We start from the raw sequence: 25565 nt of genomic DNA, 5'->3' as shown, positions 1-25565 counted from the left end.
TCATGACCATTTCTGAAACAACCGAAGCCATAGCGAACAACGCAGCCCGGAAGATCGCCGTCGTGGGTTCCGGCTACATGGGCGGCGGCATCGCCCAGGTGCTGGCGCTCGGTGGCGCGCGTGTTGCGCTTGCCGATGTTTCCGCGGAGGTAGCGCAGAAGAACTTCGATCGCTTGCTGGTGGAGTCGGACCAGTTCGTTGCGGATGGGCTTTTCCCTGAAGGCTCCACCGAGATCCTCAAGCAGAACCTGTGGGCCGCCAAGGACATTGAGGAAGCTGTATCGGAGGCGGACTTCATCGAGGAGTGCGTTCCCGAGGTACTGGCGATCAAGCATCAGTCCTTGGCCCGGATCAGCGCCGCAGCCCGACCGGATGCCGTGATCGGTTCAAATACCTCAACCATCTCCATCGCCGCCCTGGCCGAGGCCGTGACCAATCCGGAGCGCTTCCTGGGCGTGCACTTTTCCAACCCGTCGCCGTTCATCCCCGGCGTTGAGATCATCCCTCACGCTGAAACTTCTGCCGCGACGGTGGCTGCATCGCGCGCGCTGGTCCATGCCGCAGGCAAGCAGACCGCCGTCGTCAAGGATGTCACCGGTTTCGTGTTGAACCGCCTGCAGTACGCGCTGTTCCACGAGGCAGCGCAGCTGGTGGAGCAGGGAATCGCAACAGCGGACGACGTCGACACCCTGGTGCGTACGACGTTCGGCTTCCGCTTGCCCTTCTTTGGTCCGTTCGCCATCGCCGATATGGCCGGTCTGGACGTGTACAACTTCTGTTACAAGTCACTGCAAACGGGTTTCCCGGAACGCTTCGCGACGCCGAAGATCCTCTCGGACCTCGTGGAAGCAGGCAAGCTCGGCACCAAAACCGGCGCAGGCTTCCTCAACGTCCCCGCCGAGCGCACTCCGGAACTCATCGCCTACCGCAACAAGGCCTACGTCGCAATGCAGAAGCTCATTGAAGAGCTCGGCCCGGCCCCCATCAACTAACTCTTTCAGGAGAAAACACATGACTTTCCCCGCTGAACGCACAGCCATCGTCACCGGCGCCGTTTCCGAACGCGGCATCGGCCGCGCCACCGTCAACTACCTTGCTGCCCAAGGCTGGAACATCGGCATCATCGATCTTGATGACGCCGCCTGCAAGATCGCAGCCAAGGAAATCGCCGCAGAGTACGGCGTGCAGGCTCACGGCGTTGGCGCAAACGTCGCCAGTGAAACCGAAGTCCGTGCGGCCATCGACGAACTAGAGGCCGAACTGCCGCAGATCGTTGCGCTGGCCAACGTTGCCGGTGTCAGCTCGCCTGTCGGCTACCTGGAGCTCGAACCCGCTGAGTGGGACCGCGTGCTGAACATCAACCTCAACGGCGTCCACTACGCCACCCGCCGTGTTGCCGAGTCCATGGTCAAGAACCGGATCGGTCGCATTGTGAACATCTCATCGGTCTCCGCCCAGCGCGGCGGCGGCACGTTCTCCAAGACGCCGTACTCCGTGGCCAAGGCAGGCGTCATCGGCTTGACCCGCGCTACCGCCCGTGAACTTGGCGAGTACGACATCACCGTCAACGCCATCTCTCCCGGCCCCATCGACACCGACATCATGGGCGGAACGCTGAGCCAGGAACGCAAGGATGAGCTCACCAAAGACCTTGTGGTGAACCGTGTGGGCTCCACCCGGGACATCGCAGCCGCCATCGCCTTCCTCATCAGCGAGGACTCCGGATACATCTCCGGGCAAACGCTGAATGTCGATGGCGGACTGTACATGCACTAGGGCCCGTGCCATGAAGACCTGGACACGAGAACGCAAGATCTACCTTGCCGTGGGCGTCCTCGCCTGCGCAGTGGGCATGGTGCTCATTTTCTTCCCGCGCTGATCGCACTGCACTAGTCATTTCCTGTCACTCAAAGAGGAGTTTCAATGTCTGTTGCCACCAATTCCACTAAGGAGTTGCTGGATACGCCGGTCTTGAAGTCGGCGATTTCCAAAGCGTCGCGGCGGCTCATGCCAATGCTCGTCATCCTGTACGTGGTGGCCTTCCTTGACCGTACCAACGTTGGTTTCGCCGAAGCCGCCCTGGAAGTGGATAAGGGTATTACCGCAGGTGCTTACGCGCTGGGCGCCGGTATCTTTTTCATCGGCTACGCGCTGTTCGAGATTCCCAGCAACCTGCTTCTCACCAAATTTGGTGCCAAGGTGTGGCTCGCCCGCATCGCCATTACGTGGGGCATCGTTTCGGCGTGCTTCGCTTTCGTTCAGGGTGAGACGTCCTTCATCATCCTGCGGTTCCTGCTTGGCGTCACCGAGGCCGGCCTGTTCCCCGGCGTCATCATGTTCCTGGCGGCATGGTTCCCCAACAAGGTCCGCGTGAAGATGTTCGCCATCTTCTACCTTGCCCAGCCGTTCTCCCAGATGATGGGTGCGCCGCTGTCCGGCTGGCTGATCAACATCGGCGACCAGGTTCCCGGCGTCGCAGGCTGGCAGGTCATGTTCTTCGTCGAAGGCATGCTCGCCGTCGTGGCCGGCATCGCAGCTTACTTCTTCCTCATCAACAGCCCTCAGGACGCCAAGTTCCTCACCAAGGAGGAGAAACGGGCCCTGTCCGATGTCATGGCGCTCGAGGACACCGTGAAGGAAGAAACCGGCCCCCGCGGAGTCCTGGCTTCCATGCGGAACAGCCGTGTCTGGTACTTCACTGTCATCTACTTCTGCCTGCAGGTAGCGGTATATGGCGTGACGTTCTACCTGCCGCAGCAGGTGGCGCAACTAACCGGCCAAAAGGTGGGTATCGCCGTCGGACTCCTGGCAGCGATCCCGTGGTTCTTTGGCATCTTCGCCTGCTACTTCATCGGAAAGGCAGCCAATACGGTGGCTCGTCGTCGCCGCTGGGGCACGGCTTTGTTCATCTCCACGGGCCTCTGCATCTTCGGGTCCGCGTGGGCCGGTGCCAACCAGCTCCCCGCGCTCGGCATCATCTTCATCACCCTCGCGGTGTGCAGCTTCCTGTCGACTGGACCCATTTGCTGGTCATACCCGACGGCGTTCCTTACCGGCACTGCCGCCGCTGCGGGTATCGGGTTGATCAACTCGCTGGGCAACCTGGGTGGGTTCGTCGCCCCGATCCTGCGCACGACAGTCAACCAGGTCACCGCTTCGGACACCGGCACCATGGGCGTCTACGCCCTGGGTGTACTGCCCTTCGTGGCAGCGCTGCTGATGTTCGGTACCAGGCGTTTCAGCAACAAGGCCGACGAACTGTTGGAGAAGTAGACCGTGAAGCTGCCTGCTCCTGACGCAGGCCTGAACACTATGTTCGTGGGGGTCAGCACCAAGATGTATATGGGCTACGCGCACAGCCTGGCATGGTTGGAGCAGCTTGTAGCTGAAGTGGACGCCCGTCCGGCCCTCGCGGCCGGGCGGGTGGTCCCGTTCGTGATCCCGTCTTTTCCGGTGTTGCCCGAGGCCGCGAGGTTGGTGGAGGGCTCGCAGTTGGTGCTGGGGGCGCAAAACTGTAGCTGGGCCGACGGGCCGTGGACCGGGGAGGTTTCACCGTCGATGCTGGGGGAACTCGGCGTTGGGCTAGTGGAGATCGGCCACGCCGAACGGCGTCGGTACTTCGCCGAGGACGAAGGCGTGGTGGCGCTCAAGGTTCGTGCCGCCGTCGACGCTGGTGTGACGCCATTGCTGTGCGTCGGGGAATCAGAGACCTTGGCCCCGGTTGCAGCGGCAGACACGGTTTACCGGCAGGTAAAGGCAGCAGTGTCCGGCGACTGGGCTGTTGCCGCCCAGCTGCTCATTGCGTATGAACCTGTGTGGGCGATTGGTGCTCCTGAGCCAGCGTCGGCCGGGTATGTTTCCCGCGTGGTTGCTGCCCTGCGGGGATCGCTGGGGCAGCACGGACTGGCCGGGATTCCCATCATGTACGGGGGCTCGGCCAAACCGGGGCTGTTGCCGCAGTTGGACGGGGTTTCCGGGCTGTTCCTCGGCCGCTTCGCGCACGACGCCACCAACTTCGGACGTGTCCTCGACGAAGCCCTCGTGAGCGCCAACCGAAGCTAGCCGACCCCACGCTGGCACAGGGCCACGAAGCCGCCGAGGTTCTCGAGACCCTCGGGATGCGTTGGCAGGTAGTTGGTCAGTTCGGGTGAACGCACCACGACGGCACGCCACTGACCGCGGGATACCGCCACATTGATCCGGTTGCGGGACAGCAGGAATTCCATGCCGCGCGGGACTTCTCCAGCTGCCGACGCGGCCATGGAAACGATGACTACCGGAGCTTCCTGGCCTTGGAACTTGTCCACGGTTCCCACACGCGCCTTGCTCAATCCGGCGCTCCGAAGATGGTGCTTGATCAGCTGGACCTGGGCGTTGTACGCGGCAACCACGAGGATGTCGGTCTCCTCCAAGGGCCGGCTTTCGGCGGTCTGTGATTCGGTGGACTGTGATTCGGTGGACTGCGAGGGGTCGAGCCAAGTCAGGCCGAGGTGGGCCTGGACCTGCCGGACCACCTCCGCCGCTTCCTCGGGTGAGGACGTTGAGTTACCGGTATGCGGAACGTAGACGCAAGAAATGCCCGGGGCAACACCGTCCAAGTGTCGTTCCTTGGCCGCAGGGGCTGCCTCAAGTCGGTTGTCGTAGGAAAGCTCGGAAACTGCGCTGCAGAGCTCTGGATGCATGCGCCATGAGAGGGCCAAAAAGTAGCCGAGTTCAGGTGGCAGGGTGTTGTACCCATCTGAGAGCCAGCCGAGTGCTGATTCATCCACTGGTTCAGGGTGCTTGCCTTGGGTAACCTGCGGCAGTTGCTGTGGATCCCCGAGGAGCAGAAGCCGCTTGGCAGCACGGCTCACAGCCATGGTGTTGGCCAGCGAAAACTGTCCGGCTTCGTCGATGACCAGGAGATCCAACGAGCCCGCCGGTACCGAACTGCCTACCATGGTCCAGGCTGTGCCGCCAACGAGGGCACCGCCCGGTTTGGACAGCACATCTTCGACGTCTCCTTTGGCGCATTGTGTCCACGGCACGGGTTCGTCATGCTTGACCTCCTTGGCCACCCGCAGCGGATCAACACCGGCCTTCTGCACAGCAGCGCAGAGCATGTTCTCCACCACGGCGTGGGACTGGGCCACCACGCCCACTTTCCAGCCGGCATCGACGAGCCGGGCGATGACGTGCGAGCCGACATACGTCTTGCCGCTGCCTGGAGGTCCCTGGACGGCAAGGTAAGAGTTGTCCAAGTCCTTTACTGCGTCAGTGATGGCATCAATGTAGCCGTTCGGCCCGGGTCCTACGGGAGGTAAAAACGGCAGTGAGCGAAGCTCCGGAGGCCGTCTGCGCACCAGATCCAAGGAACAGTCCCGAGGCCACGATGGCAGTGAGGCGCTGAGCTTTGTGGCCAATGCCGCGAGGGCAGCCCGCTGGCCATCAGTGGAGATGGGACTATCCGGGGTTAGAGCCATCGGCAGTTCGGTGTACTCGGCGGCGCCGCGGGGGAGTCGCTCGGAGATGGTGACCGTTTCGGCGTCGTCGGTTTCTCCGACCTCGATCACCTCAGTGCCGCCCCAACCAGCGCGGCCAAGTACTGACGATTCCTTCTCCACCAAGGCCTCCGGCAGGGGAGGGCTGTACATGCGGAAGTACGTCTTGCCCGGCTCCAAGCCTGAGCCGTCCCCGGATCGGCCAGTGAGTGTCGAGATCCGCACCGGATTCTTACGCGGAGTGGGTTTCGCCCAGTCCTGCAGCACCGCGGCACGTTCCACCGTGAAAATGTCACGGCCGTCCTCCCATTGCGAGACCGGCTTTTCCAGACGGTCGAAGTGCCCCCACCAATGCTGTTTGTCTTCGCGACGGTGGTACCCGACCCCAGCCGCAACAATTCCCACGGCTCGGGCGTCGGCTGAGCCTCGTTTCTCCTCAGGCAAGCCGGCCAAATAGTCCATCAAGGCGGCTTCTTCGGGCGCCGCCTCGTACTTCGCCGGAACCTCTTCAGCAGTCGAAATTGCCTTGTCCTCAGCCACGCCGCCCGGCACGATGGAACGTTCCGCGGCGAGGGCGAGGAGCCAGTTGCGCAGTTCCAGCGTCGAGAGACAGTCGTACTCGTTGTAGTCCCTGATGCCCTCGAGGATCACGGCCGCTTCGTCGGAGTGCCCGGTATCCCTGGCCGTGCAGTAGTCCGCGTAGGCAACAACAGAAGCGCCGGCGTCGGTCACGTCACCCGAGCGCAGGTGCTGCCCCATGTAGAGCGGCTCGAGTTTCTTGATGCTGTACGAGTTCTCTGAGACCCGGATGCTGTGGCGGACAGTGTCGTAGAGGTCCACCAGGACTCCCTGGCGCAGGAGGTCGTCGACGGCGGTTTCGCCCACCACATGCGTCAACGACAGGTGGCGCAGCGCAGTCTTCTCGTAGGCGGCGTAGTGGTAGATGTGCATGCCGGGATACGTGGCGCGGCGCTTGGCCACGTAGTCCAGGAAGTTTACAAACGCCGTGCCTTCTTCAGCCCGGGAGTGCGCCCAGAAGGGTCTGAACACCGGTTTGGCACCGGGTTCCACAGGGTTTTCGATGACCCCGAACAGGTACTCCAACCCCCACTTTTCCGTAACTGGATCCTGCCATAGTGGATCACCTTCGAAGTCGAAGAAGATGTCTCCTGGATCCGGGGCGGGCAGCCTGCCCAACGTGTTGTCCGGCAGCACGTTGTACCTGATGGCTTTGGCTTCTCCGGACTTGTCCGTGTACTTGACCGTGCCATCCGGCGTACCTGTTCCGGTCTGTAGCCGGGCCTGCTCCCGGAGCCGCAGCAGCGTGGGGTCACCCGCTTCGGGGAGGGCTGCCAGTTCGTCAATAGTGGTGACCCCGGCCTCGATCAGCTTCTTGCGGCGAGTGATCCGCATGCCCGCCACCATGAGGAGATCCCGATGAAGTTGTACTTGCTCAGCGCAGTAATCACAGCGGCCACACGCGGAATACCGGGAGTCACCCCACTCCACAGACCCAGCTTCAGCAACATGCGACTCGGTCATGCCGAGGAAGCGTTCCCTGCGTTCCTTAAACACAGGGAGGATCTGCGAAAGCGGGTGGTCGCTGTGGACCCGGTTGCCGAGGACCAGCGTGACCGTTGGATCAGGCGTGATCCCCGCCTGCATCAGCTGATCGCCATAGGCAGCCAGCTGCAGCAGGGCTGTGACCTTGGCATGCCTTGCGAGCTTGGTGTCGAACACGGCATACTGCCCGCCAGGGCGTTTGACCAGGAAGTCGGAGCGACCATGAAATTGGCCGTCGAAGAAGGCAGCTTGGAACACGACATCCGCGCCGGAGCGCAGGGCGTCGACGGATTCCGCATGCTTGGCAGAAAGGGTGGCGCGGTCCATCGCTGTGGCGGGGACGACGTCGTAAACGCCTTTTCCTGTGGCCGCATCCCACAGCCCAAACTCAGCCACGAACTCATCCAGGACCCGGTGCTCGTGGACGTCGCCCAGCTTGGCGGTACGCTCCAGCATGGCATCCGTTGCGAAGTCCGGCTTAGGCGTGCGTCCCAGTTTTTCATCGAGTTTCCGGAGCAACTGATACTCGCAGGTGGCAGCGATAACGAGGTCGCTGGCCGAGAACACCAGGTCCTGCGGGGCGCCCGCGATCTGAGGATCGAGAAAGAACAAAGCGACCCACCTGCCTTTCGATGCCGTGAATAAACCCTTGCAGCCAAGCTATCAGCGGGCCCTGACAATATAGAGCGCAGCCACTTTAGACTGCACCCATGACTGAAACAGACCCCACCCTGGACCCCGCGTTCGAAGCCGCCTACCAAGCCGCACAAAAGAGCCTCAGCGAGGGCGGCATCCCCATCGGAGCCGCATTGGCCCGTGGAGGGGAAGTCATTGCCAGCGGCCACAACGAACGCGTTCAGCACGGCGACCCGATCGCGCACGGGGAGATGTCCGCGCTGAGGGCCGCCGGCCGCCAAAAGAGCTACCGCGACACCACGCTCTACACCACCTTGGCACCCTGTGCGATGTGCACGGGAACCATCATCCAGTTCAAGATCCCTCGAGTGGTGGTAGGCGAGGCCGAAACGTTCCCGGGTGAATTCGACCTCCTGCGTTCACGCGGCGTGGACGTCGTGGTCCTGGGCGACCGCCGGTGTGTGGACATGATGCGCACTTTCCAGGAGGAATACCCCGAATTATGGGCTGAGGATATCGCCGAATAACTGCCGCAAAGTGGACACTCGAAAGGGTACCGGATCGCCTAGCCACGGATACCCGCCGAGCGTAGGCTGGCATCATCGGCGTCGGTGCCGAGAGGCCCCGCGTCGATAACCCTAATCGATGAAGGAGGACCCATGAGTGCCGTACGTGAATTCATGACAACCAACGCCCAGTGCATCGAAGAAGACAAGACTCTTCAGGAAGCCGCCAGGCTGATGAGGGATATGGACTGCGGTTCACTTCCCATCTGCGGCCACGACGGCAAGCTCACTGGTTTCATCACCGACCGCGACATCGTGGTCAAGTGTTTGGCAGAAGGTAAGGACGCCCGGGAAGTCCGCGCCAGCGAACTCGCCACCGGCAAGCCGTACTGGGTGGACGCCGATGCCAACGTTGACGAGGCCGTCACCATGATGGAGGAACATCAAGTGCGCCGCCTGCCCGTCATCAGCGATCACAAGTTGGTAGGCATTATCAGCCAGGGCGATATTGCCCGGAACCACTATGCAGAACAGCGCCTGGGTGAAATGGTGGAGCATATTTCCGCCAAGGAGCGCATGTCGCACTGAGTGGCCTCACTGATAACCCAAGCCAGCCGCCGCGAGGCACTCCTCTAGAGGAAGGCCTCGCGGCCCGTTCCTTCACGCAGCACGAGTTCATCGTCTTCAATCGAGACGAGCAGGCTCTTGGGTTTCCCCGCGAGCTTCTTCGTGGCGCTGAGTTTTCGACTGCTGACTTCAACGCCCACGGTGGCGCCCTTCGCCGGCAGTTCCACTGTTAGTTCATCGGCCATCCCCAACAGCGTCTTGGTGGATACATCCCTCTCAGACACAGCTTCCTTCCCGTTGACGGTCACCGTCACGTCATCGGAAGCGAACCCGTCCTGAAAAATGATGAGCAGTTCCTGCATGGTCCAACTACAGCACTAACACGGCCCCCCGGATAGGCCTTCCCGCTACCTGCCTCGGAAACTGTCGGCCCGGTGAGGCAAACTGTCATGGTGACTTCAAATTTCCAACACCCGTCAGCTGACTCCGCCATCCATGCCCTGATCGCCGAAGAACTCGGCGTCAAGACCTGGCAGGTCAAGGCCGCGGTAGAACTGCTCGACGCCGGATCCACCGTCCCCTTTATCGCCCGCTACCGCAAGGAAGTCACCGGGACGCTCGATGACACCCAGCTGCGCGACCTCGAGGAACGCCTCAGATATCTGCGTGAGCTGGAAGAACGACGCAAGTCCGTCCTGGAAGCGATCGCCGCCCAAGGCAAGCTGACCCCGGAACTGGAAGCCGCCGTCGTCGGGGCAGATACCAAGGCGCGCCTGGAGGACATTTACCTCCCCTTCAAATCCAAGCGCCGCACCAAGGCCCAGATCGCCCGTGAAGCAGGGCTGGAGCCGTTGGCCGATGTCCTGCTGGCCAACCCGCAACTGGACCCCGCCACCGAAGCCGCCAAGTACTTGAACGCCGAACACTCCATCGACGACGCCGCCACGGCGCTCGCAGGTGCGCGCGCAATCCTGGTGGAGCGCGTCGGGCAGGACGCGGACTTGGCTGAGGACCTCCGCGAACGCCTGTGGAAGCAGGGCCGCATGGTATCCCGCGTCAAGAAGGGCATGGAGGCCGAAGGCCAGAAATTCAAGGACTACTTCGAGTTCACACAGGTGCCCTCCGGCATGCCGTCGCACCGCGTACTCGCACTGCTGCGCGGTGAGAAAGACGGCGTCCTTGAGCTGGATCTCGCCGAAGCAGACCCAACCGACGACGACGCCCTGGCCGCCGCCCGCGGCAAGTACGAGAACGCTGTGGCCAAGTGCCTTGGGGTCGCCAACCAGGGGCGGCCCGCCGATACCTGGCTGACGCAGACAGCGCAGCTCGCTTGGCGCGGACGCATCTTGGACCGGCTGACTACCGACCTTCGCGGCCGCATGTTCGCCGACGCCGAGGATGAAGCTGTGCGCGTCTTTGCTGCCAACCTGCGCGATGTTCTCCTTGCCGCTCCTGCCGGCAACCGCGCCACGCTGGGCCTCGATCCCGGACTTCGGACCGGAGTGAAAGTTGCAGTCGTGGACGGCACCGGCAAGGTTGTCGCCACGGAAACCATCTACCCGCACGCCCCCGCGAAAAAGTGGGACGAAGCCTTGGCCACGCTCGAACGGCTCGCCAAGCAGTACAACGTGGAGCTGGTGGCGATCGGCAACGGAACGGCTTCCCGCGAAACGGACAAGCTGGCCACCGAACTCATCAAGTCCCTCGAAGCTTCCGGCTCCAAGGGAATCCAAAAGCTGGTGGTGTCCGAGGCCGGGGCTTCGGTGTACTCAGCATCTGCTCTCGCAGCTTCCGAACTCCCGGGCATGGACGTCTCCCTGCGCGGGGCCGTCTCCATTGCCCGGCGGCTTCAGGACCCCTTGGCCGAATTGGTCAAGATTGAACCCAAATCCATCGGCGTGGGGCAGTACCAGCACGACGTCACTGCCGCGAAGCTCGACCGCTCACTGGATGCCGTGGTGGAGGACTGCGTGAACGCCGTGGGCGTGGACGTGAACACAGCGTCTCCGGCGCTGCTGAGCCGCGTAGCCGGCGTCGGGCCGCTGCTCAGCGAGAACATCGTGGCCTACCGGAACGAGAATGGCCCGTTCGCCAAGCGCAGCGACCTGAAGAAGGTGCCCCGGCTAGGCGCCAAAGCTTTCGAACAGTGCGCCGGCTTCCTCCGGATTACCGGCGGTGCCGAGCCATTGGATGCCTCCAGCGTGCACCCGGAAGCATATTCCGTGGCTCGGAAGATCCTCGTAGCGGCCGGTGGCGGTCCCGCCACGGCGTTGGATCCGCAGGCATTCGTCGATGGCACGTTCGGCCTGCCCACGGTCAAGGACATCATGTCCGAGCTGGAGAAACCCGGCCGCGACCCCCGTCCCGCGTTCAAGGCGGCATCTTTCTCTGAAGGCATCGAGAAGATCTCAGACCTCAAGCCCGGGATGATCCTGGAGGGCACTGTCACCAATGTTGCTGCGTTTGGCGCATTCGTTGACGTCGGAGTGCACCAGGATGGTCTGGTTCACGTCTCCGCGCTGTCCAACAAGTTCGTCTCGGATCCGCGGGAGATCGTGAAGTCCGGGCAGGTGGTGCGGGTCAAGGTCCTGGAAGCGGACCCCGAGCGCAAGCGCATCTCGCTGACATTGAGGCTCGACGACGAACCCGGCACCGCTGGTGGGCGCACCTCAGGTGGACGTGTTTCAGGCGGTCAGGGTGCTGGCGAACGAGCTGGTGGTCAGCGTTCCGGCCAGCCCGGTCAGCGTTCGGGTCAGCCTGGTCAGCGTCAGGGCCGGCCACAGCAAGGCAATCACCGCCAAGGCAAACCCCAGCAGGCTCCGGCCGCTCCTGCCAACACAGCCATGGCTGAAGCCCTGCGAAGGGCCGGGCTCGGGAAGTAGCTCCAAGCCAGGATCGCGTCCGCTGGTCCCTACAAACCCGCGGTCCTGGCCTCCCACACCTCTGCGTTCGATGGTTGCAAAGCCATCGGCAGCCAACGACCGATGCGTTCGAACGCCTCGCGCCTGACCGGTTCCGGCGAGAGGAAGATGTCGTGGAACGCATTCGGCAACCGGCTCACCGTGACAGTGTCCGCCACGGACAACGAGCGGTGGGCCACGGCGTCGACATTGAGTGCCACGTCAGCGGTGAGAGCGTTGGCCGACCACTTTGGCTGAAGGTAACTCTTGTCCGAGAGCAACACGAGTACCGGAACCTCGATGCCCAAACCGGCTGCGACGGTGGCTTGGCCACGAAACACGGCGTCGAGGAAGGCCGGAGTGATAGGGAATCCGCGGTCAGGCCGCCACTCGAGGTTGTAGTCCCATTCGCCGTCCAGAGTGGCTGATACGGCCCGAGTGTAGATGCCAGGATCTACTGGCGGCAGCGGCGTCAAGGGATGAAGCCGGGCGTGAAGCCCCACGAGGGGCGCGATCGCGCGCCTGCCGAGTTCGGTTGCCTGAAATTCCAGCCAAGGGCTGTTGAGGATCAGGGCCGATGCGATACCGGGATGGCGGGCGGCCCACAGGCTAAGGGTGAGCCCACCGGTGGAGTGTCCCAACAGGATGAGCGGCCGGTCCCTGCCAGGAACACCTGAACGGCCCATGGCTGACAAAGCTGCTGCGATGTCGGCGTCATAGTCGCCGAGGTTGGTGACAAATCCCGGCACCAGTCCAGGGCTCAGGCTGCGGCCGTAATTATGCAGATCCAAGGCGTAGAAGCGAGCGCCTGCCCGGTGCCAGAACTCAGCCACGTGGCGTTGGAAGAAGTAGTCGGACCAGCCGTGGACGTACAGCACGTCGGCGTCGATTCCAGCGATGTCCGGAACACCGTCCATTACCTCCAGCCACTCCGGGTCGGTGCCGAGGTACCGCACCAAAGTGGCGACAGCACCGCCGTCGAGCTTTAACGTTTGTTGCTCGAAGCCTTCGCCAAGAATGTCCGGGGTCCACGGCTGCGTCATGCGTCCTTTTCTTTCTGCCACGGCCAGCGGCCCGTAATTTCGAGTTCGAGGGAGAAACTGAGGAAGGTACGGATCAGCACGATGATGGCCAGGACGCCGACGCTCTCAAAGGTAGGGGTCACGGCGACGGTCCGGATGATGTCGGCGGCCACCAGGAGTTCGAGCCCCAAAAGAATGGACCTGCCCAGCAGCTGCCGGTACGAGCGGTAAGGGGAGAAAGGGGCGAGACCGCGGGCCCGCTTGGGCTGGTATCCGCGCAAGGCCAGGGGAACTGAAACCAAGGCTCCGATTACCATGACTGCCACTCCGGCGAAGTCCATGTACCGGCCGACTTCTTCGATGACGTGCTGGAAATCCATGGCCCTCCTCGGCGGGTGCGTGCCTCCACCGTCTCACAGTGCAAGCGCCGCACGCAGCAAACAGCGACGGCGGCACCCGGGTTCCGTAGAAACAGAACCCGGGTGCCGCCGTCGTGCGTTGGTGAAAGGTGCCGCTACAGCGCCGGGGCCGGGACCGGGAAGAAGACCCGGGGATCCTGAAGCAGTGCGGGGTAGTCGAAATCGGTGCGCTTGATCACGTTGGTGACCTCGAAGTTGCGGGCGAACCGGCCGTCAACGGTGATGGGTCGGCCTTGGATGAGGCCAACAGCGAAGGTTTGGCCACCGTCGAAGGGAACGGCAAGTTCGGTCTTGCCGGGCAGGGTGTTGAACGCCTGTTCCTGGGCCTGACGCTTGCGCGTGGGCTTCTTCTCTTGCTGCTTGACGGGCCGCTTCTTCGGGCCCTTAACCTGACGGCGGGACTTCTCCTCGGCGTACACGAACTGGTACTCGTCGGGGTCTGCCGGGGCAGCTGCACGGGCCTTGCCGTGCGGCGGCATGGCGACGGTGGTGAGCTGCTCCGGACGGAGGTCCTCCACGTTGGCGCGCAGGATCAGCAGGCGATCCTCTTCCGGGTCCTCCGGGTGGAACTCGTGCTTGGGTTCCGGCCACACATACTCCAGCTTTTCCTCAGTGCCGGGGAAGATCTGGGAGTAGTGCTTGGGATCCTTGGCGACCAACTTGGAGCGGTGGCTGAGGTGCAGGTCCTCGTGTCCGAGCCACGGCGGCATGACGATCCTGGAGGCGTAATCCGGGTGTGCCGCCTGCGGTGCGAACTCCGTGATGTTGGTGCGCGTGTTGTCCGGGTGGCCGCGCGCAATCCACTCGTCGGCCATCGCCAGGCCGTACATGGTGAGCGCGGGAACGTGGCCCATCCACATGCGCACGGCGGGGTGGGACTGCCAACCGTACTCCGGGATCACCAACGCGCGGAGAACCTGGAGGGCTTCGACGCGCTGTTTGCCGAGCCTTGAAGTGTCGAGCGCCGCGGCACTCTCACGGAAATCGGCGAAGGGGAGGAAAGTCTGCATCCTTTCAGTTTGAGGGTGCAGGGCGTGAGAACCAAGTTGAGTGCTCCGGGACACGTGCCGGTGTTGGGGCCTAGAGTTGTCGGGTGGAAACTTTTGGCGAGAAAACTACGACCACGGCGCCTCCGGTTGCCGAACTGCACCTGCACATCGAAGGGACTCTCCAGCCAGAGCTGATCTTTGCGCTGGCCGAACGAAACGGCATCGAACTGCCGTATGAAGACATCGAGGAACTCCGCGAAAAGTACGAGTTCAGTGACCTGCAGTCTTTCCTGGACCTCTACTACGCCAACATGGCCGTCCTGCAGACCGAGCAGGATTTCACTGACATGACGCGTGCTTACCTGGAGCGGGCAGCGGCCGGGGGAGTGCGCCACGCGGAAATCATGATGGATCCCCAGGCGCACACTTCCCGGGGTGTGGCACTGGAAACCTGCGTCAATGGTGTGGCCAACGCCCTGGCTGCATCAGAAGAAGACTTCGGCGTCTCCACTCTCCTCATCGCTGCGTTCCTGCGTGACATGTCCGAGGAGTCGGCACTTGAGGTGCTGAATCAGCTCTTGGCAATGCACGCACCGATCGCCGGCATCGGCCTCGACTCCGCAGAGGTGGGCAATCCGCCGTCGAAATTTGAGCGCCTGTACCAGCGCGCCAGCGAGGCCGGATTGCGGAGGATCGCGCACGCGGGCGAGGAAGGACCGGCCTCCTACATCACCGAGGCACTGGATGTGCTTCATGTGGAGCGGATCGATCACGGTATCCGCTGCATGGAAGACACGGACGTAGTTCAGCGGCTCGTCGCTGAGCAGGTTCCCCTGACGGTCTGTCCGCTCTCCAACGTCCGGCTCCGCGCCGTGGACAAGCTGGCTGACCATCCTTTGCCCGAGATGTTGGCGATTGGGCTGAACGTTTGCGTGAATTCGGACGACCCCGCTTACTTCGGCGGTTACGTGGACGACAACTTCGAGCAACTGGTCAAGGTCCTGGAGTTCTCGGTTCCGGAGCAGGCCACCTTGGCTGCCAACTCCATCCGGTCCTCCTTTGCCAGTGACGCCCGCAAAGCGGTGCTGTTGGACGAGGTCACGGAGTGGGTCAAGGCATCCGTGACACCCGCTTAGAAGCATGCCAGCCGAGACCAGTGGATCACTTGCGCCGCCTGTGATGTCACACTCGGTCACGACACACGGTGTTTACCTTCTGCAGTCGCGGGAATTAACAATTCATTGGCAAACTGCAATGGACTATCCACCGTTGAAGGAGAAGCATGGGCGCGAACACCGCCGAGAACACCAACCTTCGTCTGAAGGCCGTACTGGACATCCTCGCCGAGAGCGTATGGTCCGGGGCAACGCTGAACGCCGGCGAGGTGCTGGCCGAAGCGATCGTCCGAGTACCTTTCAATGACCACGAGGCTGAACTTCTCAGTGGCGGCATCCCTCGCGGACACAAGACCCTGACGTCGGCATCGGCCAAGCTGGTCAAAGCCGGCTGGCTGGTCAAGGGCCGCTCGGGCTGGACCATCCCAGAGGACGGCTTGCGCGCGACGGTGGCCTTCCCTGACGTCGCCGCTTTTGCCGGAGCCCTCGACGCCGGAACTCCGGTACCTGCCGACGTCGCCGTTCCGACGGCCCCGCCGGTGAAGCCCCAGGCCAAGAAGGCAGCGGCGTCGAAGCGGGCCGCCACGAAGAAGGTCACTGCGCCCAAGGCCGCGGCTTCTGATGTGGCTGAGCCGAAGGTTGCCGCGGCCAAGGTCTCGGCGCCGAAGGCCACAGCCACCAGGGCTGCTGCAGCTAAGGCAGCACCTGCCGCGAAGAAGTCCACCCGCAAGGCGCCGGCGAAAGCCGAGGCAACCTCCGCCGTCGAGACTGTGCCGCAGCCGGACGCCGTCGCGATTGCCGGTGACTTCAACAAGATCCTTGGAGCACCCGAGGATTGGGCACCGCAGTACGACGAAGCCCAGATGGAGTTCAACCCGCTGGTCCAGGTGTGGACGCTGACGGCTGAATTGCCCGCCGGCTTTTACACCTACAAGATCGCGCTGAACCGCTCGTGGGACGAGAACTACGGTGCGTTCGGCGCCCGTGATGGTGCGAACCATGAGTTGAACCACGACGGCGGCCCCGTCACCATCACGTACAGCCACGCGACCCGGGATATCGTGGTCGGCTAGTTTTGCCACTGGATGCTGCCCTTGTTCGACCCACGTCCCGTTGTACGGTGAGTGGGACGAACAAGGGCAGGTCTCGTTAAGGTGGTTCCATGACTGACGAAACCCTTCGCCTCACAGCCCGTATCACCGGAATGGTCCAAGGGGTTGGGTTCCGCTACTGGACTGCCCGAAAAGCTGACGAGCTCCTGCTGACAGGAACGGTCCGTAACGATCAGGACGGTTCCGTGCAGTTGGTCGCCGAGGGATCTCCGGCCGACGTTGACCACATTGTGAAGTGGCTCCATTCCACGCGGGCACCTGGCCGCGTGGAGAACGTTGACTTCGAGGTCTCCGACGCAACAGGGGAGTTCGACGACTTCCGCATTGTGGGCTAGACGTTACTACGCCCGGGCGATGCCGTGATGAGTCCTGACTCTGTAGCGGCGAGAAGGAGCTCGTGGTCGTAAGCAACCATCTTGTCGGTTTGGAGCCGAATGGCTGTGGCCAAGTGAATAGCATCTGCACTCCGCAACTGTCTCGGGAGTGCTGCTGCATACATGAGATCTGAACGGGTTACGTCTACCAGATTGATTCCGGCCAGAACGGCGTTGACAACATCGAACGGCATATTCCTGCGACGAGCCGCGCAGTGAAGCTCCGTGTAGAGGAGCATGGAAGCCACGAGATGCGCTCCTGAGGCTGCCATCTCCACCAAGTAGGCAGCAGCGGCGGCTGATTCCTGTTCGTTAACCACCAACTTCATGACCGCAGAAGTGTCAACGTAGAGGATCACCTGTCGCCGCGCAGATCGGCCAGGATATCGGCTGTAGCCATGTCGCTGCTGATGCGAGGCAAGATTGTGAAGTCCACAGGTGTCTCGCTTGCCGGCCGGACGCTTCCTGCCTGGAGCAGACGCTCGAAGGGCGAAGCCGACGGTGGAATGAGGGTTGCCGCCACCTCGCCGTTGTTGGTGACGTCGATGACTTCCCCATTTTTGACGCGTTCCAGAATCTTACTGCTCTGATTACGCAGTTCCCGGTGCGGAATGGTTGTCATGGTTAGCCTCCGTAGCAATCGTAGCACGCTCCGGGCTGGAGGGGTCGTCTGCTGTCTCAGGCAAACTGAACGGCAGCGCGCGACGCCTCGATGTAGTGCTCCAGCGGCTTCAGTGCAGGCTGTGAGGAACTGTCCCTGACAGCATCGGCACCAACGGCGTTGGCTACAGCGAGGGCGTGCGCATACTCAAGCCCGGCCTGGAGCGCCAGGACCAGCGCTGCACAGAAGGCATCCCCGGCTCCGATGGTGTTGGCGATGTCAGTGACGCGCACGGCAGGAGCTCCGGCCACCCTTTCGCCGTCGACGAAGATTGCCGAGCCATCGCCACCGTAGGTCACGGCGACCAGGGGAGCGTTCTTCAGCGCTGGGATGAGTTCATACTCTGTCTCGTTCACGATCACCAGGTCACAGCGTTCCAGGAGCTCGGGAAGGATCGGCGCTGCGGGTGCAGCGTTGAGCGCGAAGAATCCCTTGGCCCGGCGAGCGGCATCGAGGACAACTTCCTGGTCCACTTCGAGCTGGCAAAGGACGGCCTCGTCGTCACCGAAGGAGACGCCGTCCAAGTCCACTACAGCGTTGGCGCCTGGGCAGACCACAATCTGGTTTTCACCCTCGCTGTCGACCAGCACCAGGGCGGTTCCCGTGGGGGCGTCCACTCGGGCAATGTCCTGGACGTCGACGCCGGAACTCGCCATTGCGTCGAGCAATGTACGTCCGGCGTCGTCAAGGCCTACCGCCCCCACCATGCGGGAGTTGCCCGTAAGCCGGGCCGCAGCAACAGCTTGATTGGCACCCTTGCCGCCGGGCTGCTGGCGGAGAATGCCTCCGCCAACGGTTTCACCCGGCGAGGGGAGGCGGTTCGCTGTCGCCGTGATGTCGAGGTTGATGCTGCCCACAACGGTGAGAGCGGACGGCGAAATGGGCGCGGAAGGCTGAACGGGAGTGCTCATGGAAGAACCTTTTCGGGAGAAGTCAGGAAGACTGGATAACGGAGAGGTGCCCGGCCTTTGCGGCCACGAGGCATTTGGCGAGGTAGAACGGAGATCCGTTCCGCCGCACGTATTGGGTGAGGACCAGCACGGGATCTGAGGGGCGGAGCCCCAGCAACTTTGCACGGCTGGGACCGGCGGTGCTGAGGCTGATCTGGCATTCGCCGGGCCCAAGGGAGGCGCCGGGAAGCCCGCTCAGCACCTCCAACAGCGTGGAAGCGGAAAGGGTGGGAGCTTCGGCGGCTTCCGCGAGGGCCTCAGCTTCAGGGATTCCCTGGGCGACGTTTTCCTGCAGGTGGGCTACGGGCTCCCCGTTCCGGATGAGCACGCTCTCCCAGAACCACACGTCCTCGTCGGGTTGAACGCCAATGCCTGGCGCCACGAATTCCGACGCCGGCTGTTTGATCGCAGCTACGCGTTTGACCTGGATGTCCTGGTCAAGACCGCCAAGAAGCTGATCGAACGGGCGGATGTGTTCGATGCCGATACGGGGCAGCGAATCGGCCACAAAACGACCCACTCCGCGGCGTGCCCGGGTGAGGCCGCCTTCTTCGAGCAACATCAGCGCTTCCCGGATCACGGTGCGGCTGACGTCCATCATGATGCCGAGCTCGGTCTCCGTGGGGAGCAGGGAACCTGGCGGCAGGATTTTGGTCCGGATCGCTTCGGCGATGCGGGAGTAAGCCGCGACGCGCAAAGGCTGTCCTGGTTGGGTGGCGATGGGTCGGGACAGGAACTGGACGGCGTTGTCGGTCAAGGGTGCCTCACTTGAGATGGGTTACGGACACTGTACCGGATGACTGTGATAGGTTGCACAAGCTCGTAATACATGCTTGTATAACAACTCACATCTTGTGGCGCCGCCCCGCGCCCTCGGACAAAGGAGTTTGATGTGAACGTCCCCAATACCGCGGTAGACCCGCAGGCTGTAGACCCACAGACCGCAGCTTCTGAGACGACAACAGCAGCTGCGCCCACTGATGAAGGCCGCTTCCACGGCAAGGCCGCTGCGCTGCTGATCACCACACTGGTCCTGGCAGTGCTGGCGTTCCAGCTCAACGCCAGCATGATCACCCCGGCCTTGCCGCACATCGGCACCTTCTTCGGCGAAACCCCGGAAGCTGTGGCCCAAGTACAGTCAATGTTCTTCCTTGCCGGTGCCATCGCCGGTCCCGTGATCGGCCGATGGAGCGACTTCATTGGTCGCCGGAATGCACTCCTCCTGGTGCTGGCCATTATGGGCGCCGGAACCGTCCTGTGCATTTTTGCTCCCACCCTCCCGCTGCTGGTCACCGGCCGTTTCATGCAGGGTGTCTCGAGTGCCATCTTCGCGCTCTCCTACATCGTCCTGAACGAGTACCTGCCGGCGCGCCTCTTCGGCACCTCCATTGGCATCATCGCCGCCATCAACGGCGGCGTGGGTGGCGTGGACGGCTACTTCGGCGGACTCATGGCTGAGACACTTGGCTTCCAGTCGATCTTCGTCGCAGTGCTCGCCCTTGCCGCGGTCGCCGTCGTCTGCGTCATCAAAGTGGTCCCGGGCGGTAAATCCGCCGTGGCTCCGGGCCGGATGGACTGGTGGGGTGCAGGTTCCCTGTCCGTATTCCTGGTCTTCATCACCTACTTCGTTTCCACAGGTTCCTCGGCCGGCTGGACCTCGCCTGCGGCCCTTGGCCTGCTGGCCGGCAGCATCGCGTCCTTCACGGCCTTCTGGCTCATCGAAAAGAAGCGCGAAACTCCCTTGGTGGCAGTTCACCACCTCCGTTCACGACAGGTGTGGCCCGTCATCGCCACCACCGTGCTGACGCTCGCGGGTATCTTCGCCATCATCAACTTCACCGTGGTGTTGCTGAGCCAGGACAAGGAGAACGGCTTCGGACTGTCCGCATCGCTCGCAGCCCTGCTGTTCCTCACACCCGCAGCACTCATCGGTGTGTTCGCCGCACCGCTCGCCGGCTGGATCGCCGACCGCCGCGGCTGGATCAAGACAGTCCGCGTCGGCACCGCCACGAGCCTGGCCTGCGCAATCGTCGCTGCCATGTTTGCCCACAACCAGATTGCGGTCCTCATCGCTATCGCCGCCCTGGGTATCTTCTACAACGGCTTCTTCCTCACCGCCATCAACGGACTGTCCGTGCTGCTCTCGCCAAAGGAAGCACCGGCCGCGCTGCCGGGAATCAATGGTGCCTCCTTCGGCATCGGCGCGAGCCTCGGCGTCGTGGTTGTTGCACCGTTCGCAGGTCAGGGCACTGCGGCCGGATACTCTGCGGCCCTCTGGATCTCGGTGTCCATCACCGCCCTCGCGTTCATCGTTAGCCTCTTCATCGCGGCCCCCAAGGGCGAAAAGATCTAACGCACGACGTCGGCACGCGGCTGCGCGTGCAACCCACCCCAGCTTCACCTCAGTCCACAAGCAGTCCGCTACACCTGAAACGAGAGACCATGACTCAGCCCGCCCCCTTCTTCCTTGACTGCGATACCGGCATCGACGACGCCCTCGCCCTGGCCTACCTTCTGGCATCCCCGCGGGCGAACCTCGTGGGCATTGGAACCGTGAGTGGCAATGTCAGTGCGGCTGGAGGCGCCAGGAATACCCTGGACCTGCTGAACTTGGCCGGCCACCCGGACATTCCCGTGGCTATCGGCGCCCACGATCCGCAGGTTGGCACTTTTCACGGCGGCGCTCCGCACGTCCATGGAGACAACGGTATTGGCGGCGTAGATCTGGTCCCGTCTGACCGTGAGCCCGTCAAGGCCACAGCTGCCGAATTATTGGTCCAGTTGGCGCACCAGTATGCGGGGGAGCTTCGCCTTGTGGCCATCGGTCCGCTGACCAACATCGCCAAAGCCCTGCGCCTGGAACCGAAACTGCCTGAGCTGATCGCCGAGGTCACCATCATGGGCGGCGCGGCACTGGCCCCGGGAAACATCTCACCCGTGGCTGAGGCCAACATCGCCAACGACCCCGAAGCCGCTGCCGAGGTCCTGGCCGCCGACTGGAACGTCACGCTGGTCCCCCTGGATGTCACCATGACCAACGTCCTGGAAGAAAACCACCGTCAGGAACTGCTGGCCACCGAGCACCCGGTCTCGCAGGCGCTCGGCGAGATGCTCGGCTACTACTTCGGCTTCTACGTGGATATCTTCGGGCGGGCATGCTCCGCGATGCACGATCCCCTCGCGGCGGCCATTGCAGTCAGGGGAGTGGAACTCACTCTTGCTCCCACCGTTCGCGTCCAGGTGGACACCACAGACGGGCCCGGCCGTGGCCAGACGGTCTGTGATCTCCGCGGACAGTACGCCGGGTTCCCGGAACAGCGCGGTGCACGATGCCGCGTGGTGCTGGAAATCGGCGAGAATTTCGCGCCGCACCTGCTGGGTACCATGCAGGCGGCCTGGCTTACTGAAGCACAGTTGGCGTCACCCGTCGCCTGACTGGCGGAAGACTGAGGTATCGACGACGACGGCGGCAGTGGCCCGCCGTCGTCGTCCTCGTTTAAGCTGTCGTTCCCTACATCGCTACGCGTACATGAGTGAGCCTGGCGTGGTCAATGTTTCGCCGGTTTCCAGCCACGTCTTGAGGCCCGAGAGGATCATCGGCCAGCCGCCGTAGAGTTGGTCGTTCGCACCTTCGCGGAGCTGATCGTGCGTGACGGTGAGATGGCAGGAATCGCCGACGGGCTCGATTTCCCACGTGATCCGCGACGTTCCCTCGGCCTTTACGTCCTCGCCCCAGAGCGCGCGCATGGTTTGGACGAGCCGGCGTGGGGGATCCACCTCGATGTTCTCGCCCTCGCCGAGCGGCGCATCCGCCTTGACGTTGTGCATCTCGAAGCGGCTGCCCGGAGTCCAGTCCGAGGTGAAGGTGTTCCCGAACTGGTATTTGCTACGGATGTCGCTGTTGGTGATGGCTTCCCATAGCCGTTCCGGAGTGGTCTTGATGTAAATCTCGAAGATCTTTTCCATGGGACTTTCCAATCTGGATTTGAGGTCGCTGAGGGCAGCGGCCCATGGTTCTGCGTATTTACTCACCCAGCGATCGTGGATGAGGCGGATGGGTACCGGGTTCAGGAAGTGCAGCTTTTCGCGCCCCCGACGGCGAGTGACCACCAAGCCTGCATCCTCCAACAACTTGAGGTGCTTGGCGATACCGAAACGGGTCATTTCGAACCGGGCTCCCAAGGCGGAGGAAGACTGGCCGTCCTCGCGGAACAGCTCATCGAGCAGTTCCCTGCGGGTCGGGTCTGCCAAGGCCTTGAACACTACGTCCATGGGCTCAGAATAGGTGACCAATTAGTCACATGTCAATGGATTTTCTGTAGGGCCTCTATGTTCGGTGGGGTGTGTGGTGGTGGTTGCGTCGGGGTGTTTGGTTGGGGTCGATGTGGGGTGGGGGGATGAACCAGGGGACGCCGGTTGTCATGTCGATGCGCCAGTTTTCTTTGTGGATGAGGTGGTGGTGGTGGCTGCAGAGCAGGGTGCCGTTGTTGGTTGATGTGGTGCCGCCGTGGGACCAGTAGGTGGTGTGGTGGGTTTCGCACCAGGGTGCGGGCATGGTGCAGTCGGGGAAGGCGCAGCCTTGGTCGCGGGCGGTGATGGCTTTGCGGATGTGGGGTGGGAAGATCCGGGTGGTGCGGCCGATGTCCAGGACGCGGGATTCGCTGCCGAGCAGGACGGGGATGATGTCGGCGTCGCAGGCGATTTTGCGGATGGTGTTCGGGTGGATGGGGCCGGTGAACGTCGCTGTCCCGGTGCTGAGCCGTTGGTGGTTGTTGAGTTGGTTGAAGAGGTCGCGGTGGTCGATGGTGACGGTGAGTTGGGGTCGGAGGCCGCCGTTGGAGGGCAGTTTCCCGGTGCTCATCGCGACGGCGCAGGCGCCGACGAGGCCGTTGAGGAGTTTCTGTGCCCGGCTGCGCCGGTCCAGGTCCGGGCCGCTTGGTCCGGGCTGCGATCCTGTGCCGGTGCCGGTGTCCGCGGCGTCGTCGGCATTGGCTGCGGGTGCGGTGCCGGGCTCGTCGTTGTGGCCGGTGAGTCGTGGGTTGGTGGCGGTGTTCATGGCCGTGGCCAGGGTTTCGTATTGTTCGGCGGTGGCGAAGATTTCGAGGTGGTGGAGTCCGTGGCGGCGTCGACGGCGGAGGAACGCGCCTTGGAGTTGGCGGCGAACTTCTTCGGACGGTTCGGGGCCGTCCTGGTCGATTCTGTCGGTCCAGCGTTTGGCCATTTTGGTGACGAAGTCCGGGTCGGATTCAATGGCCGTGGTGGTGAGGGCGTGTTCCATCCGGGTGATGGTGTCTTCATCGGTGAGTTGCCGGACAGTGTCCAGGGCGGTGCTGATGATCGTCGCCGACCGGGTAGGCACCAGGGCTGAGGAGAGGGCTTCGGCCAGCATTTCGCGCCGGGCCGGGATCTGTTGCCCGGCCAGTCCAGCCTGCGGAAGCACCTGCCCGGCGAGAGCAAGCCTTCGCCGGGCTTCACCGATGCTGATCCGCAACCGGGCCCGAAGGAACTCAGCGGCATTCCGGTACCCGTCATCCAAAGGGCTCACTGTTGAAGCGGCGGCCCGTCCTCCAGAACCCTCGCCGACTACCGAACCCTCGCCGACTACGGAACCGGCCTCATCCACGGAAGGTGCCGATTTAGTGGAGCGTGCTTCACCAGCGGCAGCTGATGCCGGGTTGGGTTCTGGCTCCGGTTCAGACCACCCCGTCCGCCATCCCGGCGCGGCCCCAGACAACCCGGGTCCTGCTTGCTGTGCTTCTTTCCGGGTCCGTTCCACCGCCTGCGCCGCGACGACCTGCAAGTACTCCAACGACCGGGACATCTCCTCGACCCTGCCCGCAAAATCAGCGGCCTCAACAAAACCAAACAACCGCGCCTCATCGGCTACGGATTTACGAAGCGACCCCAAGGCTTCGCTCGCCTGCTCAAGCGGCTCGCCCACAGCACTGGGTGAAGGCCGGCCGGCTTCGATCAGACTTGCTCTGCGCTTGATGTCGGCGGCCAAGACTACGGGCAAACCAGCCTCAGCGTCCATGGAGTTCACGCCGTCACTTGTGCTGAACTCCGGTAAGCCGCTCAATGACTCGAATCCGGGAAGCAGCCCAGCGCCTCGAGAGCTACCCGCGAGAGTGTCGGTCGCCGTCGAACCCCTTAACGTGGCCGTCCGGACAGGGACGCCAAGGGACCGCTGACGCAGCAGGGCATCGGCGCGTGGCGAACCCGCCCGCCGTGCCACGACCTGCCCGATGATTCCCATACATAAACCCTGTCATGGAGCTCTGACATTATTAGCGCGTGCGGTTACCGGGTGATCTGTTCGCGCAGGATGTCGGCATGACCGCAGTGCTGTGCGAGCTCGCGGAGCATGTGCAGGTAAACCCATCTGAGTGGCAGCGGGCCGCGTTGGTTACCCAGCACCAGGTCATCGAGTCCAAGGGGAGTGGCCGCCCGTTTGGAGGCTTCGCACGCCTCTCGATGCGCTGCCTGAATACTGGCAATGGTGTCTTGGTCGTCCAGAATGAACGACTCGTCAGGCGTGGCCGGGATGCCAATCTCGCTCCGCGGCCGAGAGGTGATGGCTTCGTCGAACCAGACTTTCTCCACGAACGTCACGTGCTTAACCAAGCCCAGAAGTGTTGTTCGGGAAGACACCAAGGATCGGCGTGCCTGCTCCTCCGTGAGTCCATTTAGGCACTCGTTGAGGGCTCTGCGGTGCTCGTCGAGGAAGGCGTCGAACTGCGTCCGGGCATCGAGTTTGATGGCATCCTCAGCCAAAGTCTGCGGTGTGGCACTCATCCGAAAACCACCGTGCCGTCGTCGTTAATGCCCCAGCCGGGGTTGTGCGCGATTTCCCAAACAATCCCATTCGGGTCCTTGACGTGACCGTGGAAGATGCCGCCAAACGCACCGGACTGGGCGGGTTTCACCACAGTTGCCCCGGCCGACGCCAGGGAGTCGATGGTGCTGGACACCTCAGCCGGGCTGCCGACGTTGTGTGAGAGCGTCACGCCGCTGACTCCTGGCGTAGGAGCAGCGGCGCCGAGGTCCTGATCGAACTTGCCGGCGTCAAACAGGCCGAGCATCAGTCCCGGCGCAACCTGGAAGAAAAGGATCTCGCCGGGAACATCCATGGCAGGATCCCAGCCGAGCCCGTCCTTGTAGAAGGCTCGTGCGGCGTCGAGGTCCTTTGTGGCGAAGGTGAGGAAGTGCAGTCGCTGGTCCATACGGGAATCGTAGCGGGAAGGTACGACGGCGGCAGCCGCCTATCGTCG

The 25565-nt window shown here is 62.9% G+C and carries 25 protein-coding genes; 12 read left to right on the top strand and 13 right to left on the bottom strand.

Annotation, left to right across the window (positions count from 1 at the left end; genetic code table 11):
• Nucleotides 1–2: 2 nt before the first annotated feature.
• The 4 genes from AC0J5Z_RS18145 (at nt 3) to AC0J5Z_RS18130 (ending at nt 4062) form a co-directional block, all read left to right on the top strand.
• A complete protein-coding gene (locus AC0J5Z_RS18145) occupies nt 3–992 on the top strand; it encodes a 3-hydroxyacyl-CoA dehydrogenase family protein (RefSeq protein ID WP_475035082.1) in 990 nt (329 codons plus the stop codon).
• Between the two features lie 19 nt (nt 993–1011).
• Nucleotides 1012–1776, top strand: coding sequence for an SDR family NAD(P)-dependent oxidoreductase (locus AC0J5Z_RS18140; RefSeq protein WP_475035080.1), 765 nt, complete (start codon nt 1012–1014; stop codon nt 1774–1776).
• A 147-nt stretch (nt 1777–1923) separates the two neighbouring features.
• Entirely contained in the window at nt 1924–3273 is a 1350-nt protein-coding gene (locus AC0J5Z_RS18135; RefSeq protein ID WP_475035078.1) for an MFS transporter, read from the top strand.
• Nucleotides 3274–3276: 3 nt separating this feature from the next.
• Nucleotides 3277–4062: a triose-phosphate isomerase family protein gene (locus tag AC0J5Z_RS18130; RefSeq protein ID WP_475035076.1), complete on the top strand. Its 786-nt coding sequence runs from the start codon at nt 3277–3279 to the stop codon at nt 4060–4062.
• Here AC0J5Z_RS18130 and AC0J5Z_RS18125 read toward each other — a convergent pair.
• Nucleotides 4059–7655: a TM0106 family RecB-like putative nuclease gene (locus AC0J5Z_RS18125; protein ID WP_475035074.1), complete on the bottom strand. Its 3597-nt coding sequence runs from the start codon at nt 7653–7655 to the stop codon at nt 4059–4061. The two genes, AC0J5Z_RS18130 and AC0J5Z_RS18125, sit on opposite strands and share 4 nt — an antisense overlap.
• A gap of 98 nt (nt 7656–7753) precedes the next feature.
• Between AC0J5Z_RS18125 and AC0J5Z_RS18120 the strand changes: the two genes are divergently transcribed.
• On the top strand, nt 7754–8206 hold the full coding sequence (locus tag AC0J5Z_RS18120) for a nucleoside deaminase (RefSeq protein WP_475035072.1): 453 nt from the start codon (nt 7754–7756) through the stop codon (nt 8204–8206).
• Nucleotides 8207–8338: 132 nt separating this feature from the next.
• Nucleotides 8339–8773, top strand: coding sequence for a CBS domain-containing protein (locus tag AC0J5Z_RS18115; protein ID WP_011773846.1), 435 nt, complete (start codon nt 8339–8341; stop codon nt 8771–8773).
• Nucleotides 8774–8817: 44 nt separating this feature from the next.
• Here the strand turns inward: AC0J5Z_RS18115 and AC0J5Z_RS18110 are convergent, their stop codons facing one another.
• Nucleotides 8818–9114 (bottom strand): hypothetical protein, encoded by a 297-nt coding sequence (locus AC0J5Z_RS18110; protein ID WP_475035070.1) that lies wholly within the window; start codon nt 9112–9114, stop codon nt 8818–8820.
• Between the two features lie 87 nt (nt 9115–9201).
• Between AC0J5Z_RS18110 and AC0J5Z_RS18105 the strand changes: the two genes are divergently transcribed.
• Nucleotides 9202–11634 carry a Tex family protein gene (locus tag AC0J5Z_RS18105; RefSeq protein WP_475035066.1) on the top strand — a complete coding sequence of 811 codons (2433 nt, stop codon included), beginning with the start codon at nt 9202–9204 and terminating at the stop codon, nt 11632–11634.
• Nucleotides 11635–11663: 29 nt separating this feature from the next.
• On the opposite strand, the gene AC0J5Z_RS18100 is transcribed toward AC0J5Z_RS18105, so the two are convergent.
• From AC0J5Z_RS18100 to AC0J5Z_RS18090, 3 genes are all read right to left on the bottom strand, one after another.
• Complete coding sequence (locus AC0J5Z_RS18100) at nt 11664–12695, bottom strand: alpha/beta hydrolase (protein ID WP_475035064.1); 1032 nt, start codon at nt 12693–12695, stop codon at nt 11664–11666.
• Complete coding sequence (locus AC0J5Z_RS18095; protein WP_475035061.1) at nt 12692–13054, bottom strand: DUF1622 domain-containing protein; 363 nt, start codon at nt 13052–13054, stop codon at nt 12692–12694. The genes AC0J5Z_RS18100 and AC0J5Z_RS18095 overlap by 4 nt, the downstream gene beginning before the upstream one ends.
• Nucleotides 13055–13188: 134 nt before the next feature.
• Nucleotides 13189–14103, bottom strand: a complete 915-nt coding sequence (locus AC0J5Z_RS18090) for an MSMEG_6728 family protein (protein ID WP_475035059.1) — start codon at nt 14101–14103, stop codon at nt 13189–13191.
• An 83-nt stretch (nt 14104–14186) separates the two neighbouring features.
• Between AC0J5Z_RS18090 and AC0J5Z_RS18085 the strand changes: the two genes are divergently transcribed.
• The 3 genes from AC0J5Z_RS18085 to AC0J5Z_RS18075 all read left to right on the top strand — a co-directional run bounded on the left by AC0J5Z_RS18085 (nt 14187) and on the right by AC0J5Z_RS18075 (nt 16644).
• A complete protein-coding gene (locus AC0J5Z_RS18085; protein ID WP_475035056.1) occupies nt 14187–15218 on the top strand; it encodes an adenosine deaminase in 1032 nt (343 codons plus the stop codon).
• A 146-nt stretch (nt 15219–15364) separates the two neighbouring features.
• Nucleotides 15365–16270 (top strand): pullulanase X25 domain-containing protein, encoded by a 906-nt coding sequence (locus AC0J5Z_RS18080; RefSeq protein WP_475035051.1) that lies wholly within the window; start codon nt 15365–15367, stop codon nt 16268–16270.
• Nucleotides 16271–16359: 89 nt separating this feature from the next.
• Nucleotides 16360–16644 (top strand): acylphosphatase, encoded by a 285-nt coding sequence (locus AC0J5Z_RS18075; protein ID WP_475035048.1) that lies wholly within the window; start codon nt 16360–16362, stop codon nt 16642–16644.
• Here AC0J5Z_RS18075 and AC0J5Z_RS18070 read toward each other — a convergent pair.
• The 4 genes from AC0J5Z_RS18070 to AC0J5Z_RS18055 are packed head-to-tail and all read right to left on the bottom strand — an operon-like array spanning nt 16641 to nt 19051.
• Complete coding sequence (locus AC0J5Z_RS18070; protein ID WP_475035046.1) at nt 16641–17042, bottom strand: type II toxin-antitoxin system VapC family toxin; 402 nt, start codon at nt 17040–17042, stop codon at nt 16641–16643. The two genes, AC0J5Z_RS18075 and AC0J5Z_RS18070, sit on opposite strands and share 4 nt — an antisense overlap.
• A complete protein-coding gene (locus AC0J5Z_RS18065) occupies nt 17039–17305 on the bottom strand; it encodes a type II toxin-antitoxin system Phd/YefM family antitoxin (RefSeq protein ID WP_475035044.1) in 267 nt (88 codons plus the stop codon). Before AC0J5Z_RS18065 ends, AC0J5Z_RS18070 begins: the two co-directional genes overlap by 4 nt.
• Nucleotides 17306–17361: 56 nt before the next feature.
• The gene (locus AC0J5Z_RS18060; RefSeq protein ID WP_475035043.1) at nt 17362–18255 is read right to left on the bottom strand and encodes a ribokinase; all 894 of its coding nucleotides are present in this window, start codon (nt 18253–18255) and stop codon (nt 17362–17364) included.
• 22 nt (nt 18256–18277) lie between these two features.
• Nucleotides 18278–19051, bottom strand: coding sequence for a GntR family transcriptional regulator (locus AC0J5Z_RS18055; RefSeq protein WP_475035041.1), 774 nt, complete (start codon nt 19049–19051; stop codon nt 18278–18280).
• A 135-nt stretch (nt 19052–19186) separates the two neighbouring features.
• Here AC0J5Z_RS18055 and AC0J5Z_RS18050 point away from each other — a divergent pair, with 135 nt between their 5' ends.
• Nucleotides 19187–20647: an MFS transporter gene (locus AC0J5Z_RS18050; RefSeq protein ID WP_475035039.1), complete on the top strand. Its 1461-nt coding sequence runs from the start codon at nt 19187–19189 to the stop codon at nt 20645–20647.
• An 89-nt stretch (nt 20648–20736) separates the two neighbouring features.
• A complete protein-coding gene (locus AC0J5Z_RS18045; protein WP_475035036.1) occupies nt 20737–21729 on the top strand; it encodes a nucleoside hydrolase in 993 nt (330 codons plus the stop codon).
• A gap of 84 nt (nt 21730–21813) precedes the next feature.
• On the opposite strand, the gene AC0J5Z_RS18040 is transcribed toward AC0J5Z_RS18045, so the two are convergent.
• From AC0J5Z_RS18040 to AC0J5Z_RS18025, 4 genes are read right to left on the bottom strand one after another with little or no spacing between them, the layout of a single operon-like run.
• The gene (locus AC0J5Z_RS18040) at nt 21814–22566 is read right to left on the bottom strand and encodes an ArsR/SmtB family transcription factor (protein WP_475035034.1); all 753 of its coding nucleotides are present in this window, start codon (nt 22564–22566) and stop codon (nt 21814–21816) included.
• Between the two features lie 55 nt (nt 22567–22621).
• The gene (locus tag AC0J5Z_RS18035) at nt 22622–24550 is read right to left on the bottom strand and encodes an HNH endonuclease signature motif containing protein (RefSeq protein ID WP_475035032.1); all 1929 of its coding nucleotides are present in this window, start codon (nt 24548–24550) and stop codon (nt 22622–22624) included.
• Nucleotides 24551–24594: 44 nt separating this feature from the next.
• Nucleotides 24595–25089: a DinB family protein gene (locus AC0J5Z_RS18030; protein WP_475035030.1), complete on the bottom strand. Its 495-nt coding sequence runs from the start codon at nt 25087–25089 to the stop codon at nt 24595–24597.
• Nucleotides 25086–25517: a VOC family protein gene (locus AC0J5Z_RS18025; protein ID WP_475035028.1), complete on the bottom strand. Its 432-nt coding sequence runs from the start codon at nt 25515–25517 to the stop codon at nt 25086–25088. Before AC0J5Z_RS18025 ends, AC0J5Z_RS18030 begins: the two co-directional genes overlap by 4 nt.
• Nucleotides 25518–25565: the final 48 nt, after the last annotated feature.

The sequence above is a fragment of the Paenarthrobacter sp. TRD_SC_7 genome (genome assembly GCF_056156245.1).
Note: the sequence above shows the minus strand (reverse complement) of the source record. Positions and strands in the feature narration are given on the sequence as shown.